Source organism: Salmonella sp. 32100201201700099SM (genome assembly GCF_017572645.1).
In the GTDB taxonomy this organism is placed as follows: Bacteria; Pseudomonadota; Gammaproteobacteria; order Enterobacterales; family Enterobacteriaceae; genus Salmonella; species Salmonella enterica.
The window spans coordinates 149349-166388 of the sequence record NZ_JAGERQ010000005.1; the positions used below are offsets into that span (position 1 = coordinate 149349).

The following is a 17040-nucleotide window of genomic DNA, read 5'->3' on the forward strand; positions in this document are numbered from 1 at the left end:
CGTATCCCTGTCATTTATCGCTGCAAAAAATGGGATGCAAAATGTCATCGTTGCAAATTTCGCAAGGCACGTTTCGTCTGAGCGATACAAAAACACTTCATCTGGATTCGCTGACGCTCAATGCGGGCGATAGCTGGGCATTCGTTGGGGCTAACGGGAGCGGGAAGTCGGCGCTCGCCCGCGCGCTGGCGGGTGAACTGCCGTTATTAACAGGCGAGCGCCAGTGTCGGTTTACCCGCATTACTCGTCTGTCCTTTGAACAATTGCAAAAGCTGGTCAGCGATGAGTGGCAACGTAATAACACCGATATGCTCAGTCCTGGCGAAGACGATACCGGGCGCACTACCGCGGAAATTATTCAGGATGAAGTTCACCATCCTGCCCGCTGTGCGATGCTGGCGCAGCAGTTCGGCATTTCCGCTTTACTCGACAGGCGTTTTAAATACCTTTCTACCGGCGAGACGCGAAAAGCGCTGCTGTGTCAGGCGCTGATGTCTGAGCCGGAGTTATTGATCCTTGATGAACCGTTCGACGGGCTTGACGTGGCCGCCCGTCACCAACTGGCGCAACGCCTGACGGCGTTGAACCAGGCGGGCATTACCTTGGCGCTGGTACTCAACCGTTTTGATGAAATCCCGGACTTCGTGCAGTTTGCCGGCGTGCTTGCCAACTGTACGCTGGCGGAGACCGGAACGACGGCAGAGTTGCTGCAACGGGCGTTGGTCGCTCAACTCGCGCACAGCGAGCGTCTGGCCGACGTACAATTACCCGAACCGGACGAACCTTCCGCCCGCCATGCGTTGCCCGATGGCGAACCACGGATCGTACTTAACGATGGCGTAGTCTCGTATAACGATCGCCCTATCCTCCACCACCTAAGCTGGCGAGTAAATCCAGGCGAACACTGGCAGATCGTCGGTCCTAACGGGGCGGGTAAGTCTACGCTGCTTAGCCTTATTACTGGCGATCATCCGCAAGGCTACAGCAACGATCTCACGCTGTTCGGGCGGCGGCGAGGAAGCGGCGAAACAATCTGGGATATCAAAAAACATATCGGCTACGTCAGCAGCAGTTTACATCTGGATTACCGCGTCAGTACCACGGTGCGCAATGTCATTCTCTCCGGCTATTTCGATTCTATCGGCATTTACCAGGCCGTTTCAGACAGGCAACGAAAACTGGCGCAACAGTGGCTGGATATTCTGGGAATCGATAAGCGTACGGCGGATGCCCCCTTCCACAGTCTCTCCTGGGGACAGCAGCGGCTAGCGCTGATCGTGCGCGCGCTGGTTAAGCATCCGACAGTGTTGATTCTGGATGAGCCGCTGCAAGGGTTGGACCCGCTGAACCGCCAACTGGTACGTCGTTTTGTGGATGTATTAATTCGCCAGGGAGAGACTCAACTGCTGTTCGTTTCCCATCATGCAGAGGATGCGCCTACCTGTATTACCCACCGGCTGGAATTTGTACCAGAGGGCGAACGTTATAAGTACGTTTCCGGACGATGCAATAATTAAATGTATTATCAGAATGGCGCCGCGCGCCATTCTGGAACCACTCTCCTTTTATTAAGAATAATAATAACGGTCGATCAGTTTACTATCTCTTGAATCGCTGACCGCCTCATTGTCATAATAATCCTGAAATTTTCGACAATGATGTCGTATGTGAATATAAGGGATTCATTATGGCTTTTCGTTTTCCACAAATAATACTATTTTTACTGGCAGCCATGTTATTTTGCCCCAGCAGTTATGCTGAGCAAAAGCCGACCGCTGCGCAGGAAGCGCGTAAAACCGCCGTTGAGGTCGCTGTTGAAGGCATGAGTCGCGCCGCCGTTGCGGGTCCGACAAAGATTAGTTTAGGTGATAAAGCCACGCTTAATCTGCCGGAAGGATTTACCTGGATACCCGCAAAAGAAGCGGCGGTATTTATGCGTGAAATTGGTAACTATGTTGACGATGAATATTTTTACGGTCTCGTATTTAAAAAGGAAATGAATGGATTTATTTCTATCGAATATGATGATTCTGGTTATGTAAAAGATGATGATGCAAAAAATTGGGATGCCGATGAATTAATGGATAACCTGCGCAAAGGCACAAAAGAAGCAAATAAAGATCGTATTGCAAAAGGCATTGAGCCGATAGAAATTATTGGCTGGATCGAGAAGCCTACCTACGATGCAACCAATCATCGTCTGATCTGGTCCGCCGCCATCCAGGATATCGGCACCAACGAACCACTGAATGAACAAGGCGTGAACTACAACACCTATCTGCTGGGACGTGAAGGCTATTTTTCTTTAAATCTGGTGACTGACAGAGGTTCTGTTGACCATGAAATCCCGCTGGCGAAAAGAATTCTCAGTGCCGTCAAGTTCAACTCTGGACAACGCTACGCTGACTTCAACGAATCAACGGACAAAATAGCGGAGTATGGGCTCGCCGCGCTGATTGGCGGTATCGCGGCCAAAAAAGTAGGACTGCTTGCTATGCTCGGTATCGCGTTACTTAAATTCTGGAAAGTGACCGCTATCGGCGTCGTTGCCGTCGGTGCGCTCGCCAGGAAGCTACTCTCGCGTAAAAAAGACTGACAGCCCCTGCCCCGTCCGTTTCATTCCCAGGCGCGTAAAGCGCCTCTTTTTCGGATAAAAAGCAGAAGCATTCTCAAACAAGATGATTTGTAATCATTTAATTGATACAAATGCGTAAAATCACCAGTGTGTAAACGATTCCACTAATTTATTACATGTCACACTTTTCGCATCTTTGTTATGCTATGGTTATTCCATACCATAGGCTTAACGGAGCGAATTATGAGAGTATTGGTTACAGGTGGTAGCGGTTACATTGGGAGTCATACCTGCGTACAATTGCTGCAAAATGGTCATGACGTCGTCATCCTCGATAACCTCTGCAACAGCAAGCGCAGCGTGCTGCCCGTTATTGAACGTCTGGGCGGTAAGCACCCGACCTTTGTCGAAGGCGATATTCGCAACGAAGCGCTTATAACCGAAATTCTGCACGATCACGCGATTGATACCGTGATTCACTTTGCCGGCCTGAAAGCCGTCGGCGAATCGGTCGCCAGGCCGCTGGAGTACTATGACAACAACGTCAACGGTACGCTGCGGTTGGTCAGCGCCATGCGTGCGGCCAACGTTAAAAACCTTATTTTTAGCTCCTCCGCCACCGTTTATGGCGATCAGCCCAAAATTCCTTACGTCGAAAGTTTTCCTACCGGCACGCCGCAAGGCCCCTACGGCAAAAGTAAATTGATGGTAGAACAGATCCTCACCGATCTGCAAAAAGCCCAGCCGGAGTGGAGTATTGCGCTGCTGCGTTATTTCAATCCGGCCGGCGCGCACCCGTCGGGCGACATGGGAGAAGATCCGCAAGGTATTCCGAATAACCTGATGCCCTATATCGCCCAGGTCGCCGTGGGTCGTCGCGAATCGCTCGCCGTTTTCGGCAACGATTACCCGACCGAGGATGGCACCGGCGTACGCGATTACATTCACGTTATGGACTTAGCCGACGGGCACGTCGTGGCGATGGAAAAACTGGCGGACAAATCCGGCGTACATATTTATAACCTCGGCGCGGGTGTCGGCAGTAGCGTCCTGGATGTGGTCAACGCCTTTAGTAAAGCCTGCGGTAAACCCATTAATTACCACTTCGCGCCGCGTCGCGACGGCGATCTCCCGGCGTATTGGGCGGATGCCAGCAAAGCCGATCGCGAGCTGAACTGGCGCGTCACCCGCACGCTTGACGAAATGGCGCAGGACACCTGGCACTGGCAGTCACGCCATCCGCAGGGATACCCAGATTAAGGACGTTGTTATGACCCCATTTAATCCCATCGATCATCCGCATCGCCGTTATAACCCGCTTACCGGCCAGTGGGTTCTGGTTTCGCCGCATCGCGCAAAACGCCCCTGGCAGGGGGCGCAGGAAACGCCGTCTCAGCAAATGCTGCCGGCCCACGATCCGGACTGCTTCTTGTGTGCGGGCAATACGCGTGTCACCGGCGATAAAAATCCCGATTACAAAGGGACTTACGTCTTTACTAACGATTTCGCGGCGCTGATGGCCGATACGCCGGATGCGCCGGGCAGCCACGATCCGCTGATGCGCTGTCAGAGCGCGCGCGGCACCAGCCGCGTGATCTGCTTTTCTCCCGATCACAGTAAAACGCTGCCGGAGTTGAGCCTGCCCGCGCTGACGGAAATCGTCAGAACCTGGCAAACACAGACCGCCGAGTTAGGCAAAACCTATCCGTGGGTGCAGGTCTTTGAAAATAAAGGCGCGGCGATGGGCTGTTCGAACCCGCATCCGCATGGCCAGGTCTGGGCCAACAGCTTCCTGCCGAATGAGGCCGAACGCGAAGATCGTTTACAAAAAGCCTACTTCGCCGAGCAGCGCTCGCCAATGCTGGTGGATTATGTCCAGCGAGAACTGGCGGACGGCAGCCGCACCGTGGTCGAAACCGAACACTGGCTGGCGGTGGTGCCTTACTGGGCGGCGTGGCCGTTCGAAACGTTACTGTTACCCAAAACGCATGTCCTGCGCATTACCGATTTAAGCGACGAGCAGCGCGACTCTCTGGCGCTGGCGTTAAAAAAGCTGACCAGTCGTTATGACAACCTGTTTCAGTGTTCCTTCCCCTACTCAATGGGCTGGCACGGCGCGCCGTTTAACGGTGAAGAAAACGCACACTGGCAGTTGCACGCACACTTTTATCCGCCGCTGCTGCGCTCTGCGACCGTCCGTAAATTTATGGTCGGCTATGAAATGCTGGCGGAAACCCAGCGTGATTTAACCGCAGAACAAGCGGCTGAACGCCTGCGCGCGGTCAGCGACATCCATTTTCGCGAATCCGGAGTATAAAAATGAATCTGAAAGAGAAAACGCGCGCGCTGTTTGCTGAAATTTTCGGCTACCCTGCCACCCACACGATTCAGGCGCCAGGCCGCGTCAATCTGATCGGCGAGCACACTGATTACAATGATGGTTTTGTTCTGCCCTGCGCTATCGATTACCAGACCGTCATTAGCTGTGCGCCGCGCGACGATCGTACCGTACGGGTGATTGCCGCCGATTACGACAATCAGGCGGACGAATTTTCACTGGATGCGCCGATCGTGACCCACGATAGCCAGCAGTGGTCTAACTATGTGCGCGGCGTAGTGAAACACCTGCAGCAGCGTAACAACGCGTTTGGCGGCGTGGATATGGTCATCAGCGGCAATGTGCCGCAGGGCGCCGGGTTAAGCTCCTCCGCCTCGCTGGAAGTGGCGGTGGGCACCGTCTTCCAGCAGCTTTATCACCTGCCGCTGGACGGCGCGCAAATTGCGCTCAACGGACAAGAGGCCGAGAACCAGTTTGTTGGCTGTAACTGCGGCATTATGGATCAGCTCATCTCTGCGCTCGGCAAAAAAGATCATGCGTTGCTGATTGATTGCCGTACGCTCGGCGCCAAAGCGGTTTCCATGCCGAAAGGCGTCGCCGTGGTGATCATCAACAGTAACTTTAAGCGCACGCTGGTGGGCAGCGAGTATAATACCCGCCGTGAACAGTGCGAAACCGGCGCCCGTTTCTTCCAGCAGCCGGCCCTGCGCGATGTCAGCCTTGAGGCGTTCAATGCCGTTGCCAGCGAACTGGACCCGGTAGTCGCAAAACGCGTTCGCCATGTATTGAGCGAAAATGCGCGCACCGTTGAAGCGGCAAGCGCGCTGGAGAAAGGTGATTTGCAACGTATGGGCCAACTGATGGCGGAGTCCCATGCCTCAATGCGCGATGATTTCGAAATTACCGTCCCGCAGATAGACACGCTGGTAGACATTGTCAAAGCGACCATCGGCGATCAAGGCGGCGTGCGCATGACCGGCGGCGGCTTTGGCGGGTGTGTTGTCGCGCTGATCCCGGAAGATCTGGTTCCCGCTGTGCAGCAGGCCGTTGCGCAACAGTACGAAGCGAAAACCGGAATCAAAGAAACCTTTTATGTATGCAAATCGTCACAAGGAGCAGGACAGTGCTAAATGAAACGCCCGCACTGGCCCCCGATGGTCAACCGTACCGCCTGCTAACCCTGCGCAACAGCGCAGGGATGGTGGTAACGCTGATGGACTGGGGAGCCACTCTTCTTTCCGCCCGTATTCCGCTGTCTGACAGCAGCGTTCGGGAAGCATTACTGGGCTGCGCCAGCCCGGAACACTACCCTGAACAGACGTCGTTCCTCGGCGCCTCTATTGGCCGTTACGCGAACCGTATCGCCAATAGCCGCTATACGTTTGCCGGCGAAACCGTACAGTTAAGCCCAAGCCAGGGCGAGAACCAGCTACACGGCGGACCGGAAGGCTTTGACAAGCGCCGCTGGCAAATTGTGAACCAGAACGATCGCCAGGTATTATTCGCGCTCACCTCTGATGACGGCGACCAGGGCTTTCCTGGCCATCTGTGCGCCACGGCGCAATATCGTCTGACCGATGACAATAGAATCTCCATCACCTACCGGGCGACGGTCGATAAACCCTGTCCGGTGAATTTGACCAACCACGTCTATTTTAATCTGGACGGCGATCGGACCGACGTGCGCCAACATAAGCTGCAAATTCTGGCGGATGAGTATCTGCCGGTAGATGAATCCGGTATTCCACGCCAGGGGCTAAAATCGGTAGCCAATACCTCGTTTGACTTCCGGATGCCAAAAGTCATTGCCAGCGAGTTTCTCGCCGATGACGATCAGCGCAAGGTTAAAGGCTACGATCATGCTTTCCTGCTACAGACACAGGGTGATGGCAAAAAGCCGGCGGCCCGTCTGTGGTCACAGGATGGAAAGCTACAAATGATGGTTTACACCACCGCCCCGGCGCTACAGTTTTATTCCGGCAATTATCTGGCGGGTACACCTTCCCGCGGGCCGGAACCTTATGCCGACTGGCAGGGGCTGGCGCTGGAAAGCGAACTGCTGCCGGACAGCCCGAATCATCCTGAATGGCCGCAGCCTGACTGTATCCTTCGTCCTGGCGAGGAATACGCCAGCCTGACCGAGTATCAGTTTATTCCGTTCTAACGATATGCCGCTACATGCCCGATGACGCAAGCTTATCGGGCCTACGCGCCATTGCCCTGCTCAAACCTCCACCACTTAAAGACAAAATCGCAACTCTGAGTTCACAAGAACCTTACACTGCGCCACTATTTTCGCTATGGTTATGCGTAAGCATTGCCGCCAACACCTCGCGGCAATATAATGAGAATTATTATCATTACATATGATTTATAGGAGTGAGAGTATGGCTGTAACTAAGCTGGTTCTGGTACGTCACGGTGAAAGTCAATGGAACAAAGAGAACCGTTTCACCGGCTGGTATGATGTTGACCTGTCTGAAAAAGGCGTAAGCGAAGCAAAAGCAGCGGGTAAACTGCTAAAAGAAGAAGGTTTCAGCTTTGATTTTGCCTACACTTCCGTACTGAAACGCGCTATCCATACGCTGTGGAACGTACTGGATGAACTGGATCAGGCGTGGCTGCCGGTGGAAAAATCCTGGAAACTCAACGAACGTCACTATGGCGCGTTGCAGGGGCTGAATAAAGCGGAAACGGCCGAAAAATATGGTGACGAGCAGGTTAAGCAGTGGCGCCGCGGTTTTGCCGTGACGCCGCCGGAACTGACCAAAGATGATGAGCGTTATCCGGGTCACGATCCACGTTATGCCAAACTGAGCGAGAAAGAGCTGCCGTTGACCGAAAGTCTGGCGCTGACCATCGACCGCGTTATTCCTTACTGGACCGACACCATCCTGCCGCGTATGAAGAGCGGTGAGCGCGTGATCATCGCCGCTCACGGTAACTCATTGCGTGCGCTGGTGAAATACCTTGATAACATGAGTGAAGATGAGATCCTTGAGTTAAACATCCCGACCGGCGTGCCGCTGGTGTATGAGTTCGACGAAAACTTCAAGCCGCTCAAACATTACTATCTGGGCAACGCTGACGAAATCGCTGCGAAAGCGGCTGCCGTGGCGAATCAGGGTAAAGCGAAGTAATCACCTTTGCCGGATGGCGGTATAACTGCCTTATCCGGCCTACGAGCAATGGGTAGGCCGGATAAGCGCAGCGCCATCAGGCAATATGTCTTAAACAGCGATCACGCCGTCCAGCACCACCTGCAATTTCCCCTGCGAACAGCGCTCCACGCGTCCTCGTACCCGGTACACTTCAGCCAGACGCTCCGCAGTAATCACCGTCTCCGGCGCGCCGCTGGCGACCAGCCTGCCGTCTTTTAGCATCAGGACATGGTCACCATGACGCAGTGCAATATTAATGTCATGCGCCACGACTATCGTCACCCTATTTTGCGCCCGGGTATCCCGACGCACGAGATCCATTACGTGAAACTGATAGTTTGAATCCAGCGCGCTGAGCGGCTCATCCAGCAACAGAAGTTCAGGGCGACGAATCAGCGATTGCGCCAGACCCACTAACTGCCGCTGACCGCCGGAAAGCTGGTCGAGATACTGCAACGCCAGATGCGTTATGCCCAATTGCTCAAGGATAGCCAGTATCTGCGCTCTGCCCTGCGCATTGTCTCTGCCGCCTGATGCCCGCAGTACCACGATAATCGACTCCAGTACATGCAGATGTACGCCCTGCGGTAATGACTGCGGCAAAAACACAACTTTCTGCGCCCGCTCGGCAAACGATAACGACATGAGATCTTCGCCATCAAGCAGCGCCTCGCCATCGGCGTTATTCAGCCCGGCCAGCGAACGTAGTAACGTCGATTTACCACAGCCGTTCGGCCCGAGCAAAATGGTAATTTTCCCGCGCGGCAGTAAGGGAACGTTGAGATCTGCAATAACCGGCTGAGTGGAATAGCCGGCGCTAAATGACCGGAGCATTAACCCGCGCATCAGAGACTCCCCCGATGTCGCAATACAATGCTTAAAAAGAACGGAACCCCGACCAGCGAGGTGACAATCCCCACCGACACCATGACACCCGGAACACTATTTTTCGCCGCAATAGAGGCCAGCGATAACACCAGCCCGCCTATCAGCACGCTGCCCGGAAGGTAGAAACGGTGATCTTCCCCCAAAAGTATTCGCGCAATGTGCGGCGCAACGAGACCAATAAAACCAATCGGCCCGACGAAAGCTACCGTCAGCGCTGATAACAAGCTGATACGCAACAATGACAGCAGGCGTAAACGGCGGACATGAATCCCAAAGCTCATCGCCCTCTCTTCGCCCAGACGTAATGCCGTGAGTTGCCAGGCGCTTCGTAACGCGCAAAAAAGCACAGCAATAAACACCACGGCCAGTACGCCCAATTTTTCCCACGACGCGCGGACCAGGCTCCCCATCGTCCAGAATACCAGCCCCTGCAGCGTATCTTCATCAGCCACAAACTGCATAATGGCGACCAACGCGTTAAAGGTGAATACCAGCGCAATACCAAACAACACCACTCCGGATGCGGCGACGCCTGTCCAACGGGTAATACCGTCCAGGAGTAACGCGGATAAAAGCGCAAAGATGAACGCATTGGCCGGGATAAACCAGGCGGCAGGAATACCGGGAATACCGATCCCCAACACAATCGCCAGCGCAGCGCCAAAAGCCGCCGCGGACGATACGCCGAGGGTAAACGGCGTCGCCAGCGGATTATTTAAAATGGTTTGCATTTCGGCGCCCGCTAACCCTAACGCCATGCCTACCAGCAGCGCCATCAGGGCATAGGGTAAGCGGATATCCCAGACAATAACGTGTATGCCCGCATTCACCTTTTCCGGCTGGAAAAGCGCCTGCCACAGCGCACTGAGCGGTAAACCAGAAGACCCACAGGTTACATCCACCATCAGTGAAGCCATCATCGCCAGCGCAATAGCTAACATGAGCACGGCCCGTTTGCGTATGATCTGGCGATAGCGCGGAATGACGGGCGTGGAAGCGAGACCGGGGGCTAAAAGTGATTTGTCCTGACAGGTCATGGTTCGGGCTACGTTATTAATCAGAGGAGAATTATAGCGCCGAATTATTTCGTTATATATTTATTTATATTTCGATTGATGACACGGTGGGCTATCTCATCGGTCTCCAGTAAAAAACCGGCCTTGCGGGCCGGTTTAAGACGTAATGAAGATTAACCTCGACGGGCTTTTACCGCTGCCGACAACTGACGAAGCAGCGCATCGGTATCTTCCCAGCCAATACAGGCGTCAGTAATGCTTTTACCGTAGGTCAGCGGCTGACCGCTTTCCAGACTCTGGTTTCCTTCTACCAGATGACTCTCTACCATCACGCCAATAATCGCTTTTTCACCGCCCGCTATCTGCTGACAGACATCGGCGCAAACCTCCATCTGCTTTTGAAATTGCTTACAGGAGTTGGCATGGCTGAAATCGATCATGACCTGCGGCGTCAGTCCCGCTTTGATGAGGCCTTCTTTTACCTCAGCAACATGTTGCGCGCTATAGTTTGGCGCTTTACCGCCGCGCAGAATGATATGGCAGTCGCCGTTGCCGCTGGTATTCACAATCGCCGAATGACCCCATTTAGTGACGGAGAGGAAGCAATGCGGCGCGCCGGCGGCGTTAATGGCGTCAATGGCGACTTTAATCGTGCCATCAGTACCATTTTTAAAACCGACCGGACAAGAGAGGCCAGACGCCAGTTCGCGATGAAGCTGGGATTCAGTAGTCCGCGCGCCAATGGCGCCCCAGCTCATCAGATCGGCCAGATATTGCGGCGTGATCATATCGAGGAATTCGCCGGCGGCAGGCAGACCGCTGTCGTTAATATCCAGCAGCAGTTTGCGCGCAATACGCAGACCGTCGTTAATCTGGAAGCTGTTATCCATGTGCGGATCGTTAATCAGCCCTTTCCAGCCGACGGTAGTACGCGGTTTCTCAAAATAGACGCGCATGACGATTTCAAGCTCGCCTTGAAGCTCATCGCGTAGCGCCAGCAAACGGGCGGCATACTCTTTCGCCGCTGCCGGATCATGAATTGAACAAGGACCGATCACCACCAGCAGACGATCGTCATTGCCTTTGAGAATTTTATGGATGGCTTTGCGCGCGTGAGCAACGGTATTTGCTGCATTTTCCGTGGCGGGAAACTTTTCCAGCAGCGCGACCGGAGGTAATAACTCGTTGATTTCTTTAATGCGTAAATCGTCGTTCTGATAATTCATGTTTATTCCAGTGTTGCCGTACTTATCCCAATGAATGCAATCCCTCCAATCTATCTCTTCAATTAAATAGTGTAAACGAGCTTTTACACTTTGAACGGAATAATCCTAGAATTAAGGAAAAAAACGCACAAATGTAGCGAAAAATGGGATCTAACCTACACTTTTTAACGGTAACCACTCTGTTTATGAATTATTGCAAGATTCTCTGCTGCGTTAACCCGCGGCGGCGAACGCTTTTTATCCCTTATTTGAGGATTTGACTGACACGTGCACTGTTGGAAGAGGTTATCCGACATATCCACCATAACAGGAGCATCTTATGAAAATGACAAAACTGACTACGCTTTTACTCACCGCTACCCTCGGCCTTGCCAGCGGCGCAGCGTTAGCTGCTGAATCTAACGCGCAATCCAGTAATGGCCAGGCGAACTCGGCGGCAAATGCCGGTCAGGTTGCCCCGGACGCCCGCCAGAATGTGGCGCCGAATGATGTGAATAACAACGACATCAATACCAACGGCAATACTAACAGCACGATGCAGCATCCAGACGGTTCAACCATGAATCATGACGGAATGACCAAGGATGAAGAGCATAAAAATACCATGTGTAAAGATGGTCGCTGCCCGGATATTAATAAAAAAGTGGAAACCGGTAATGGCGTCAATAATGACGTGAATACCAAAACCGACGGTACCACGCAGTAATTCAGAAAAAAGTCTGATAACGGGAGAGCTTTCGCTCTCCTTTTTATTTTGTCAGCGAAAAATCAGTATGATGTCTACAGTATTGATGAGAATAACAAAGGAATGACGTTATGGCGCACTCACACTCTCATGCCGATTCACACCTGCCGAAAGATAATAATGCTCGTCGCCTGCTTTTCGCCTTTATCGTCACTGCCGGATTTATGCTCCTTGAGGTGGTGGGCGGGATACTCTCCGGCTCTCTGGCGTTGTTGGCGGATGCGGGACATATGCTCACCGACGCGGCGGCTCTTCTCTTTGCGCTGCTGGCGGTTCAATTTTCCCGTCGCCCCCCGACTGTTCGCCACACTTTTGGCTGGCTAAGACTCACCACACTGGCGGCCTTTGTGAATGCCATTGCGTTGGTGGTCATTACCCTTCTCATTGTCTGGGAAGCGATAGAGCGCTTTTACACGCCACGTCCGGTGGCGGGCAATCTGATGATGGTGATTGCGGTCGCGGGTCTGCTGGCGAACCTGTTTGCGTTCTGGATACTCCATCGGGGAAGCGATGAAAAAAACCTGAACGTGCGCGCTGCCGCGCTACATGTGATGGGCGATTTGCTGGGTTCCGTCGGCGCAATAGTCGCCGCGTTGATCATTATCTGGACGGGCTGGACGCCAGCGGACCCGATTCTCTCTATTCTGGTTTCGGTACTGGTACTACGCAGCGCCTGGCGTTTGTTAAAAGATAGCGTCAACGAATTGCTGGAAGGCGCACCGGTTTCACTGGATATTAATGACTTACAGCGCCATTTAAGCCGGGAAATCCCCGAAGTCCGCAACGTACACCATGTGCATGTCTGGATGGTCGGCGAAAAACCGGTCATGACATTGCACGCTCAGGTCATTCCGCCACACGACCATGATGCGCTGCTGGAACGTATCCAGGATTTCCTGATGCACGAATACCATATTGCGCACGCTACGATTCAGATGGAATATCAAGTGTGTCACGGCCCGGACTGTCATCTGAATCAGACGTCATCCGGGCATGTTCATCACCATTAACGGGAAAGCGCGCGCGATCCTCGCTCCCGCGCGCTGTTTATCCACAGGCGGCTACCGTTCACGGCGATAAATGTCAGGATCAGATATTCCAGCGACATCGCATAGACGCCCTGCAAAGCAAAAATCACCACACTGATCACGTTGATTACCACCCACAGGAGCCAGTTTTCGACATATTTGCATGTCATCAGAATCATCGCCGCGATAGACAGCACCATCATGCAAGAGTCCCAGAACGGGAAAGCGTCCGGTTGCAGTACAGGCATTGTCACCTGTAACCCCAGCATCTGCATAATGGCGACGGCCACGCGCGTCAGGACGGCGAATACGGGATCGATATATCGCGTCATCAAACCGATAACTATCACACATATCGCCAGCCATGCCATTGCTTTTGGCAACGGCAGCCAGCGGATTTTAAGCTCGGCTTGATTATCCTTTGTTTGCCGCGACCACGCATACCAGCCATAAATATTGGCGGCAAAGAAAAAGAGTTGCAGCAACAGGCTGGCATAAAGCTGGATCTGAAAGAAAATAATCGCAAACAGGGTGACGTTAACCAGCCCAAAAAAGTAGTTGCTGATCTTCTCCAGACTGGCAAGCCAAATACAGAGCAGGCCGGCGATGGTTCCTACCGCTTCGATCCACGAGAGATCGTACCCGCCAGCACCAATCGGAATATGAATCAGTATGTTGTGCGTACTAAAAAAATCCATTCTCTCCCCCAAAGATTTCCGTCTTTACGCCCGAAGTGTAGCCGCAAAATCCAGCATCCGGTTGAGGGGCAGTAATGCGCCCTCGCGTAGCGCCGCATCAACCTGTATTTCATGCGCCGCGCCTCCCTGCTCCAGCCCTTCAGCAATGGCTTTCAGGCCATTCATCGCCATCCACGGACAGTGCGCGCAGCTACGGCAGGTCGCCCCCTCGCCAGCCGTGGGCGCTTCAAGCAGCTCTTTTTCAGGCACCGCCTGCTGCATTTTGTAGAAGATGCCGCGATCGGTCGCCACGATAAGCTGTCTGTGCGGCAGCGTTTTTGCCGCCTTAATAAGCTGACTGGTGGAGCCCACCGCATCGGCCATCTCGACAATGGACTGCGGCGATTCAGGGTGAACCAGAAGAGCGGCATCGGGATAGATTTTTTTTAAACGGGTCAACGCCTGGGTTTTAAACTCGTCATGCACGATACACGCCCCTTGCCAACACAGTACATCGGCCCCGGTCTGTTTTTGCACGTAATTCCCCAGGTGTCTGTCCGGCGCCCAGATAATTTTTTCCCCCAAACTATCCAGATGCTCAATCAGTTCTACGGCGATACTGGAGGTCACAACCCAGTCCGCACGCGCTTTAACAGCAGCCGAGGTGTTAGCATAGACCACTACGGTTCTGTCAGGGTGCGCATCACAAAAAGCGCTAAATTCGTCTATTGGGCAGCCTAAATCCAGCGAACATTCCGCCGCCAGCGTAGGCATAAGAATGTTTTTTTCCGGGCTGAGGATTTTGGCGGTTTCCCCCATAAACCGTACGCCCGCTACCAGTAACGTGGATGCGGCGTGCTTCGCGCCGAAACGGGCCATTTCCAGCGAGTCGGAAATACAGCCGCCGGTTTCTTCTGCTAACTGTTGAATTTCCGGATCGGTGTAGTAGTGCGCCACCATGACGGCATTGCGCTCTTTGAGCAACCGCTTGATTTTCTCACGATAAAATTGCTTTTCGTCGTCGTTCAACGGCGTTGGTTTCGGCGGGAACGGGTAGATTGCGGCTTGTGGGTCAAACATTACGCTCATCGTGGCTTCTCGTTTTACTGACTTAACGAAACAACCGAATGAAAGCGTAATAAACGCCACAGTCGGTTAATTTGTTTTATATGCTAAACAAGATAGCTGATTCAATAAGGAAAGTCACAATAATTACGTAGCCCCGTATCTGATGGCGGCGTAACGTCTTATCTGGCCTACGTGAGCGGTGCCGTCTGTAGGCCTGATAAGCGCAGCGCATCAGGCAAGACCCGAACCTGCGGCAGGTTCGAATCTTCCATATTGCAGATAGCAAAAAGGCGCCTTTAAGGCGCCTTTTTACACTGGTGGGTCGTGCAGGATGACTCGCCTCGCTCGCCCTTCGGGCCGTCGCCGTAAACGGCTCCGTTGTCTCACTGCGTTCGACCCGAACCTGCGGCAGGTTCGAATCTTCCATATCGCAGATAGCAAAAAAGCGCCTTTAGGGCGCTTTTTTACATTGGTGGGTCGTGCAGGATGACTCGGCTTCGCCTCGCCCTACGGGCCGTTGCTGACGCAACGTTATCCTTCACGTTCAACATCTGAGTTTGATGTTAAATTGGTGGGTCGTGCAGGATTCGAACCTGCGACCAATTGATTAAAAGTCAACTGCTCTACCAACTGAGCTAACGACCCCCTTGGATAAGGGTTACTGCTTCAATCATTCAGGATGGTGGGTCGTGCAGGATGACTCGGCTTCGCCTCGCCCTTCGGGCCGTTGCTAAAGCAACGTTATCCTTCACGTTCTCTACCAGTTACCACCTTGTATATTGGTGGGTCGTGCAGGATTCGAACCTGCGACCAATTGATTAAAAGTCAACTGCTCTACCAACTGAGCTAACGACCCATACGGGTGCTGCCTGAAAGATTTTACTCGGACCATCTAAAGATGGTGGGTCGTGCAGGATAACTCGGCTTCGCCTTGCCATGCGGGCCGTTGCTGACGCAACGTTATCCTTCACGTTCAACATCTGAGTTTGATGTTAAATTGGTGGGTCGTGCAGGATTCGAACCTGCGACCAATTGATTAAAAGTCAACTGCTCTACCAATTGAGCTAACGACCCAAGTGGTGGGTGATGACGGGATCGAACCGCCGACCCCCTCCTTGTAAGGGAGGTGCTCTCCCAGCTGAGCTAATCACCCGATACTACGCTGGATATTACTGACTAACCGAAGTTAGTGGTGGGTTGTGCAGGATGACTCGGCTTTGCCTCGCCCTACGGGCCGTTGCTGACGCAACGTTATCCTTCACGTTTTATTCTCGTTTCCACCGAACGATTGGTGGGTCGTGCAGGATTCGAACCTGCGACCAATTGATTAAAAGTCAACTGCTCTACCAACTGAGCTAACGACCCACTTTTACGTTGCTTTCGAGTTGTTTAATATCCCGTGGCAACGGCGGCATATATTACTGATTTCAGATTTGAGCGCAACAAAAATTTCGACGCAGAGGGCTCAACTGCTTAGGAATCGCACGACGCGACCAGAAAAAAGGCGTTTTCTGGTCGCATGGTACGCATTACATCGCGTTAAGACGCTTTTGCGCCTGTTTCGCGCCATCAGTGCCAGGATATTTGTTAATCACCTGCTGATAAACCGCTTTCGCTTTTGCCGTATCACCTTTGTCCTGCATGATAACGCCAACTTTGTACATCGCGTCCGCAGCCTTCGGCGACTTAGGATAGTTTTTTACTACCGAGGCGAAATAATAGGCGGCATCATCTTTTTTACCCTTGTTGTAATTCAACTGGCCCAGCCAATAATTGGCGTTCGGCTGATAAGTAGAATCAGGGTATTTCTTGATGAAGTTCTGAAACGCCACAATCGCATCATCCTGGCGAGACTTATCCTGCACCAGCGCAATTGCCGCATTGTAATCGGTATTCGCATCGCCACTTTGTACCGGCGCCCCTGAGGTTGCCGTACCGGCATCCGGGGCGGGGGTCGCAGTGGTTGCCGTCCCGCTCTGGTCACCAGCTGCTGGCTGCGCTGCGCCGCCATTATTCAAGCTCCCCAGCTGCAGCATAATTTGCTTCTGGCGCTCCATCACCTGATTCAGTTGATACTGATTTTCCTGGATTTGGCCGCGCAAAGAATCGATATCGGACTGATTATCGGAGAGCTGCTGCTGAAGTTGGGTTAAAAGCTGGCTGTGAGCGTTAGAGATACGCTCAAGTTGAGTGACGCGGTCTTCGACCGAGCCTGAGCCGACACTACTGATTGGCGCCTGAGCAAAAGCGGCCCAGGGGGCCGCTATGCCAACCAGTAACGACAGACTCAACAGGTGATGTCTGAAGTTACTGCTCAT

The 17040-nt window shown here is 53.1% G+C and carries 15 protein-coding genes, 5 tRNA genes and 1 other RNA gene; 9 read left to right on the forward strand and 12 right to left on the reverse strand.

The window, feature by feature from the left end:
- The first annotated feature begins 41 nt into the window (after nucleotides 1-41).
- From modF to gpmA, 7 genes are all read left to right on the forward strand, one after another.
- Nucleotides 42-1517 carry a molybdate ABC transporter ATP-binding protein ModF gene (modF, locus tag J4685_RS10030; protein WP_000096937.1) on the forward strand — a complete coding sequence of 492 codons (1476 nt, stop codon included), beginning with the start codon at nucleotides 42-44 and terminating at the stop codon, nucleotides 1515-1517.
- Between the two features lie 170 nt (nucleotides 1518-1687).
- A complete protein-coding gene (locus J4685_RS10035) occupies nucleotides 1688-2596 on the forward strand; it encodes a DUF2167 domain-containing protein (protein ID WP_000885528.1) in 909 nt (302 codons plus the stop codon).
- A gap of 222 nt (nucleotides 2597-2818) precedes the next feature.
- A complete protein-coding gene (gene galE, locus J4685_RS10040; protein WP_001265459.1) occupies nucleotides 2819-3835 on the forward strand; it encodes a UDP-glucose 4-epimerase GalE in 1017 nt (338 codons plus the stop codon).
- A 10-nt stretch (nucleotides 3836-3845) separates the two neighbouring features.
- A complete protein-coding gene (gene galT, locus J4685_RS10045; RefSeq protein ID WP_000187477.1) occupies nucleotides 3846-4892 on the forward strand; it encodes a galactose-1-phosphate uridylyltransferase in 1047 nt (348 codons plus the stop codon).
- A 2-nt stretch (nucleotides 4893-4894) separates the two neighbouring features.
- On the forward strand, nucleotides 4895-6043 hold the full coding sequence (galK, locus tag J4685_RS10050) for a galactokinase (protein ID WP_001049355.1): 1149 nt from the start codon (nucleotides 4895-4897) through the stop codon (nucleotides 6041-6043).
- Entirely contained in the window at nucleotides 6037-7077 is a 1041-nt protein-coding gene (galM, locus tag J4685_RS10055) for a galactose-1-epimerase (RefSeq protein WP_000931435.1), read from the forward strand. The genes galK and galM overlap by 7 nt, the downstream gene beginning before the upstream one ends.
- A gap of 223 nt (nucleotides 7078-7300) precedes the next feature.
- Nucleotides 7301-8053 carry a 2,3-diphosphoglycerate-dependent phosphoglycerate mutase gene (gene gpmA / locus J4685_RS10060; RefSeq protein WP_000301559.1) on the forward strand — a complete coding sequence of 251 codons (753 nt, stop codon included), beginning with the start codon at nucleotides 7301-7303 and terminating at the stop codon, nucleotides 8051-8053.
- A gap of 90 nt (nucleotides 8054-8143) precedes the next feature.
- On the opposite strand, the gene J4685_RS10065 is transcribed toward gpmA, so the two are convergent.
- From J4685_RS10065 to aroG, 3 genes are all read right to left on the reverse strand, one after another.
- Entirely contained in the window at nucleotides 8144-8920 is a 777-nt protein-coding gene (locus J4685_RS10065; RefSeq protein ID WP_001214712.1) for an ABC transporter ATP-binding protein, read from the reverse strand.
- Nucleotides 8920-9999 (reverse strand): FecCD family ABC transporter permease, encoded by a 1080-nt coding sequence (locus J4685_RS10070; protein WP_000128342.1) that lies wholly within the window; start codon nucleotides 9997-9999, stop codon nucleotides 8920-8922. The genes J4685_RS10065 and J4685_RS10070 overlap by 1 nt, the downstream gene beginning before the upstream one ends.
- 152 nt (nucleotides 10000-10151) lie before the next feature.
- Nucleotides 10152-11204 carry a 3-deoxy-7-phosphoheptulonate synthase AroG gene (gene aroG / locus J4685_RS10075; RefSeq protein WP_001109230.1) on the reverse strand — a complete coding sequence of 351 codons (1053 nt, stop codon included), beginning with the start codon at nucleotides 11202-11204 and terminating at the stop codon, nucleotides 10152-10154.
- Between the two features lie 319 nt (nucleotides 11205-11523).
- On the opposite strand from aroG, the gene J4685_RS10080 reads away from it, so the two are divergent.
- Together J4685_RS10080 and zitB are read left to right on the forward strand one after the other, a co-directional pair.
- Nucleotides 11524-11910, forward strand: a complete 387-nt coding sequence (locus J4685_RS10080; RefSeq protein ID WP_000784380.1) for a YbgS-like family protein — start codon at nucleotides 11524-11526, stop codon at nucleotides 11908-11910.
- Between the two features lie 110 nt (nucleotides 11911-12020).
- Entirely contained in the window at nucleotides 12021-12959 is a 939-nt protein-coding gene (gene zitB / locus J4685_RS10085) for a CDF family zinc transporter ZitB (protein WP_000951254.1), read from the forward strand.
- Here zitB and pnuC read toward each other — a convergent pair.
- The 9 genes from pnuC to cpoB all read right to left on the reverse strand — a co-directional run bounded on the left by pnuC (nucleotide 12956) and on the right by cpoB (nucleotide 17040).
- Nucleotides 12956-13675, reverse strand: coding sequence for a nicotinamide riboside transporter PnuC (pnuC, locus tag J4685_RS10090; protein WP_000345370.1), 720 nt, complete (start codon nucleotides 13673-13675; stop codon nucleotides 12956-12958). The two genes, zitB and pnuC, sit on opposite strands and share 4 nt — an antisense overlap.
- A gap of 24 nt (nucleotides 13676-13699) precedes the next feature.
- On the reverse strand, nucleotides 13700-14743 hold the full coding sequence (nadA, locus tag J4685_RS10095) for a quinolinate synthase NadA (protein WP_000115334.1): 1044 nt from the start codon (nucleotides 14741-14743) through the stop codon (nucleotides 13700-13702).
- 294 nt (nucleotides 14744-15037) lie between these two features.
- Nucleotides 15038-15163, reverse strand: a non-coding RNA gene (locus tag J4685_RS10100) — RtT sRNA.
- Between the two features lie 128 nt (nucleotides 15164-15291).
- Nucleotides 15292-15367: transfer RNA gene (locus J4685_RS10105), tRNA-Lys, on the reverse strand.
- A gap of 135 nt (nucleotides 15368-15502) precedes the next feature.
- Nucleotides 15503-15578 (reverse strand) — tRNA-Lys (locus tag J4685_RS10110).
- A 142-nt stretch (nucleotides 15579-15720) separates the two neighbouring features.
- A tRNA-Lys gene (locus J4685_RS10115) sits at nucleotides 15721-15796 on the reverse strand.
- Between the two features lie 3 nt (nucleotides 15797-15799).
- Nucleotides 15800-15875 (reverse strand) — tRNA-Val (locus J4685_RS10120).
- Between the two features lie 136 nt (nucleotides 15876-16011).
- A tRNA-Lys gene (locus tag J4685_RS10125) sits at nucleotides 16012-16087 on the reverse strand.
- Nucleotides 16088-16251: 164 nt separating this feature from the next.
- Nucleotides 16252-17040 carry a cell division protein CpoB gene (gene cpoB / locus J4685_RS10130; protein WP_000097553.1) on the reverse strand — a complete coding sequence of 263 codons (789 nt, stop codon included), beginning with the start codon at nucleotides 17038-17040 and terminating at the stop codon, nucleotides 16252-16254.

What these genes read in the sequence shown, in the direction of transcription:
- modF (WP_000096937.1), top strand. Translation starts at nt 42, where the DNA reads ATGTCATCGTTGCAAATTTCGCAAGGCACGTTTCGTCTGAGCGATACA.
- J4685_RS10035 (WP_000885528.1), top strand. Translation starts at nt 1,688, where the DNA reads ATGGCTTTTCGTTTTCCACAAATAATACTATTTTTACTGGCAGCCATG.
- galE (WP_001265459.1), top strand. Translation starts at nt 2,819, where the DNA reads ATGAGAGTATTGGTTACAGGTGGTAGCGGTTACATTGGGAGTCATACC.
- galT (WP_000187477.1), top strand. Translation starts at nt 3,846, where the DNA reads ATGACCCCATTTAATCCCATCGATCATCCGCATCGCCGTTATAACCCG.
- galK (WP_001049355.1), top strand. Translation starts at nt 4,895, where the DNA reads ATGAATCTGAAAGAGAAAACGCGCGCGCTGTTTGCTGAAATTTTCGGC.
- gpmA (WP_000301559.1), top strand. Translation starts at nt 7,301, where the DNA reads ATGGCTGTAACTAAGCTGGTTCTGGTACGTCACGGTGAAAGTCAATGG.
- J4685_RS10065 (WP_001214712.1), bottom strand. Translation starts at nt 8,920, where the DNA reads ATGCGCGGGTTAATGCTCCGGTCATTTAGCGCCGGCTATTCCACTCAG.
- J4685_RS10070 (WP_000128342.1), bottom strand. Translation starts at nt 9,999, where the DNA reads ATGACCTGTCAGGACAAATCACTTTTAGCCCCCGGTCTCGCTTCCACG.
- aroG (WP_001109230.1), bottom strand. Translation starts at nt 11,204, where the DNA reads ATGAATTATCAGAACGACGATTTACGCATTAAAGAAATCAACGAGTTA.
- J4685_RS10080 (WP_000784380.1), top strand. Translation starts at nt 11,524, where the DNA reads ATGAAAATGACAAAACTGACTACGCTTTTACTCACCGCTACCCTCGGC.
- zitB (WP_000951254.1), top strand. Translation starts at nt 12,021, where the DNA reads ATGGCGCACTCACACTCTCATGCCGATTCACACCTGCCGAAAGATAAT.
- pnuC (WP_000345370.1), bottom strand. Translation starts at nt 13,675, where the DNA reads ATGGATTTTTTTAGTACGCACAACATACTGATTCATATTCCGATTGGT.
- nadA (WP_000115334.1), bottom strand. Translation starts at nt 14,743, where the DNA reads ATGAGCGTAATGTTTGACCCACAAGCCGCAATCTACCCGTTCCCGCCG.
- cpoB (WP_000097553.1), bottom strand. Translation starts at nt 17,040, where the DNA reads ATGAGCAGTAACTTCAGACATCACCTGTTGAGTCTGTCGTTACTGGTT.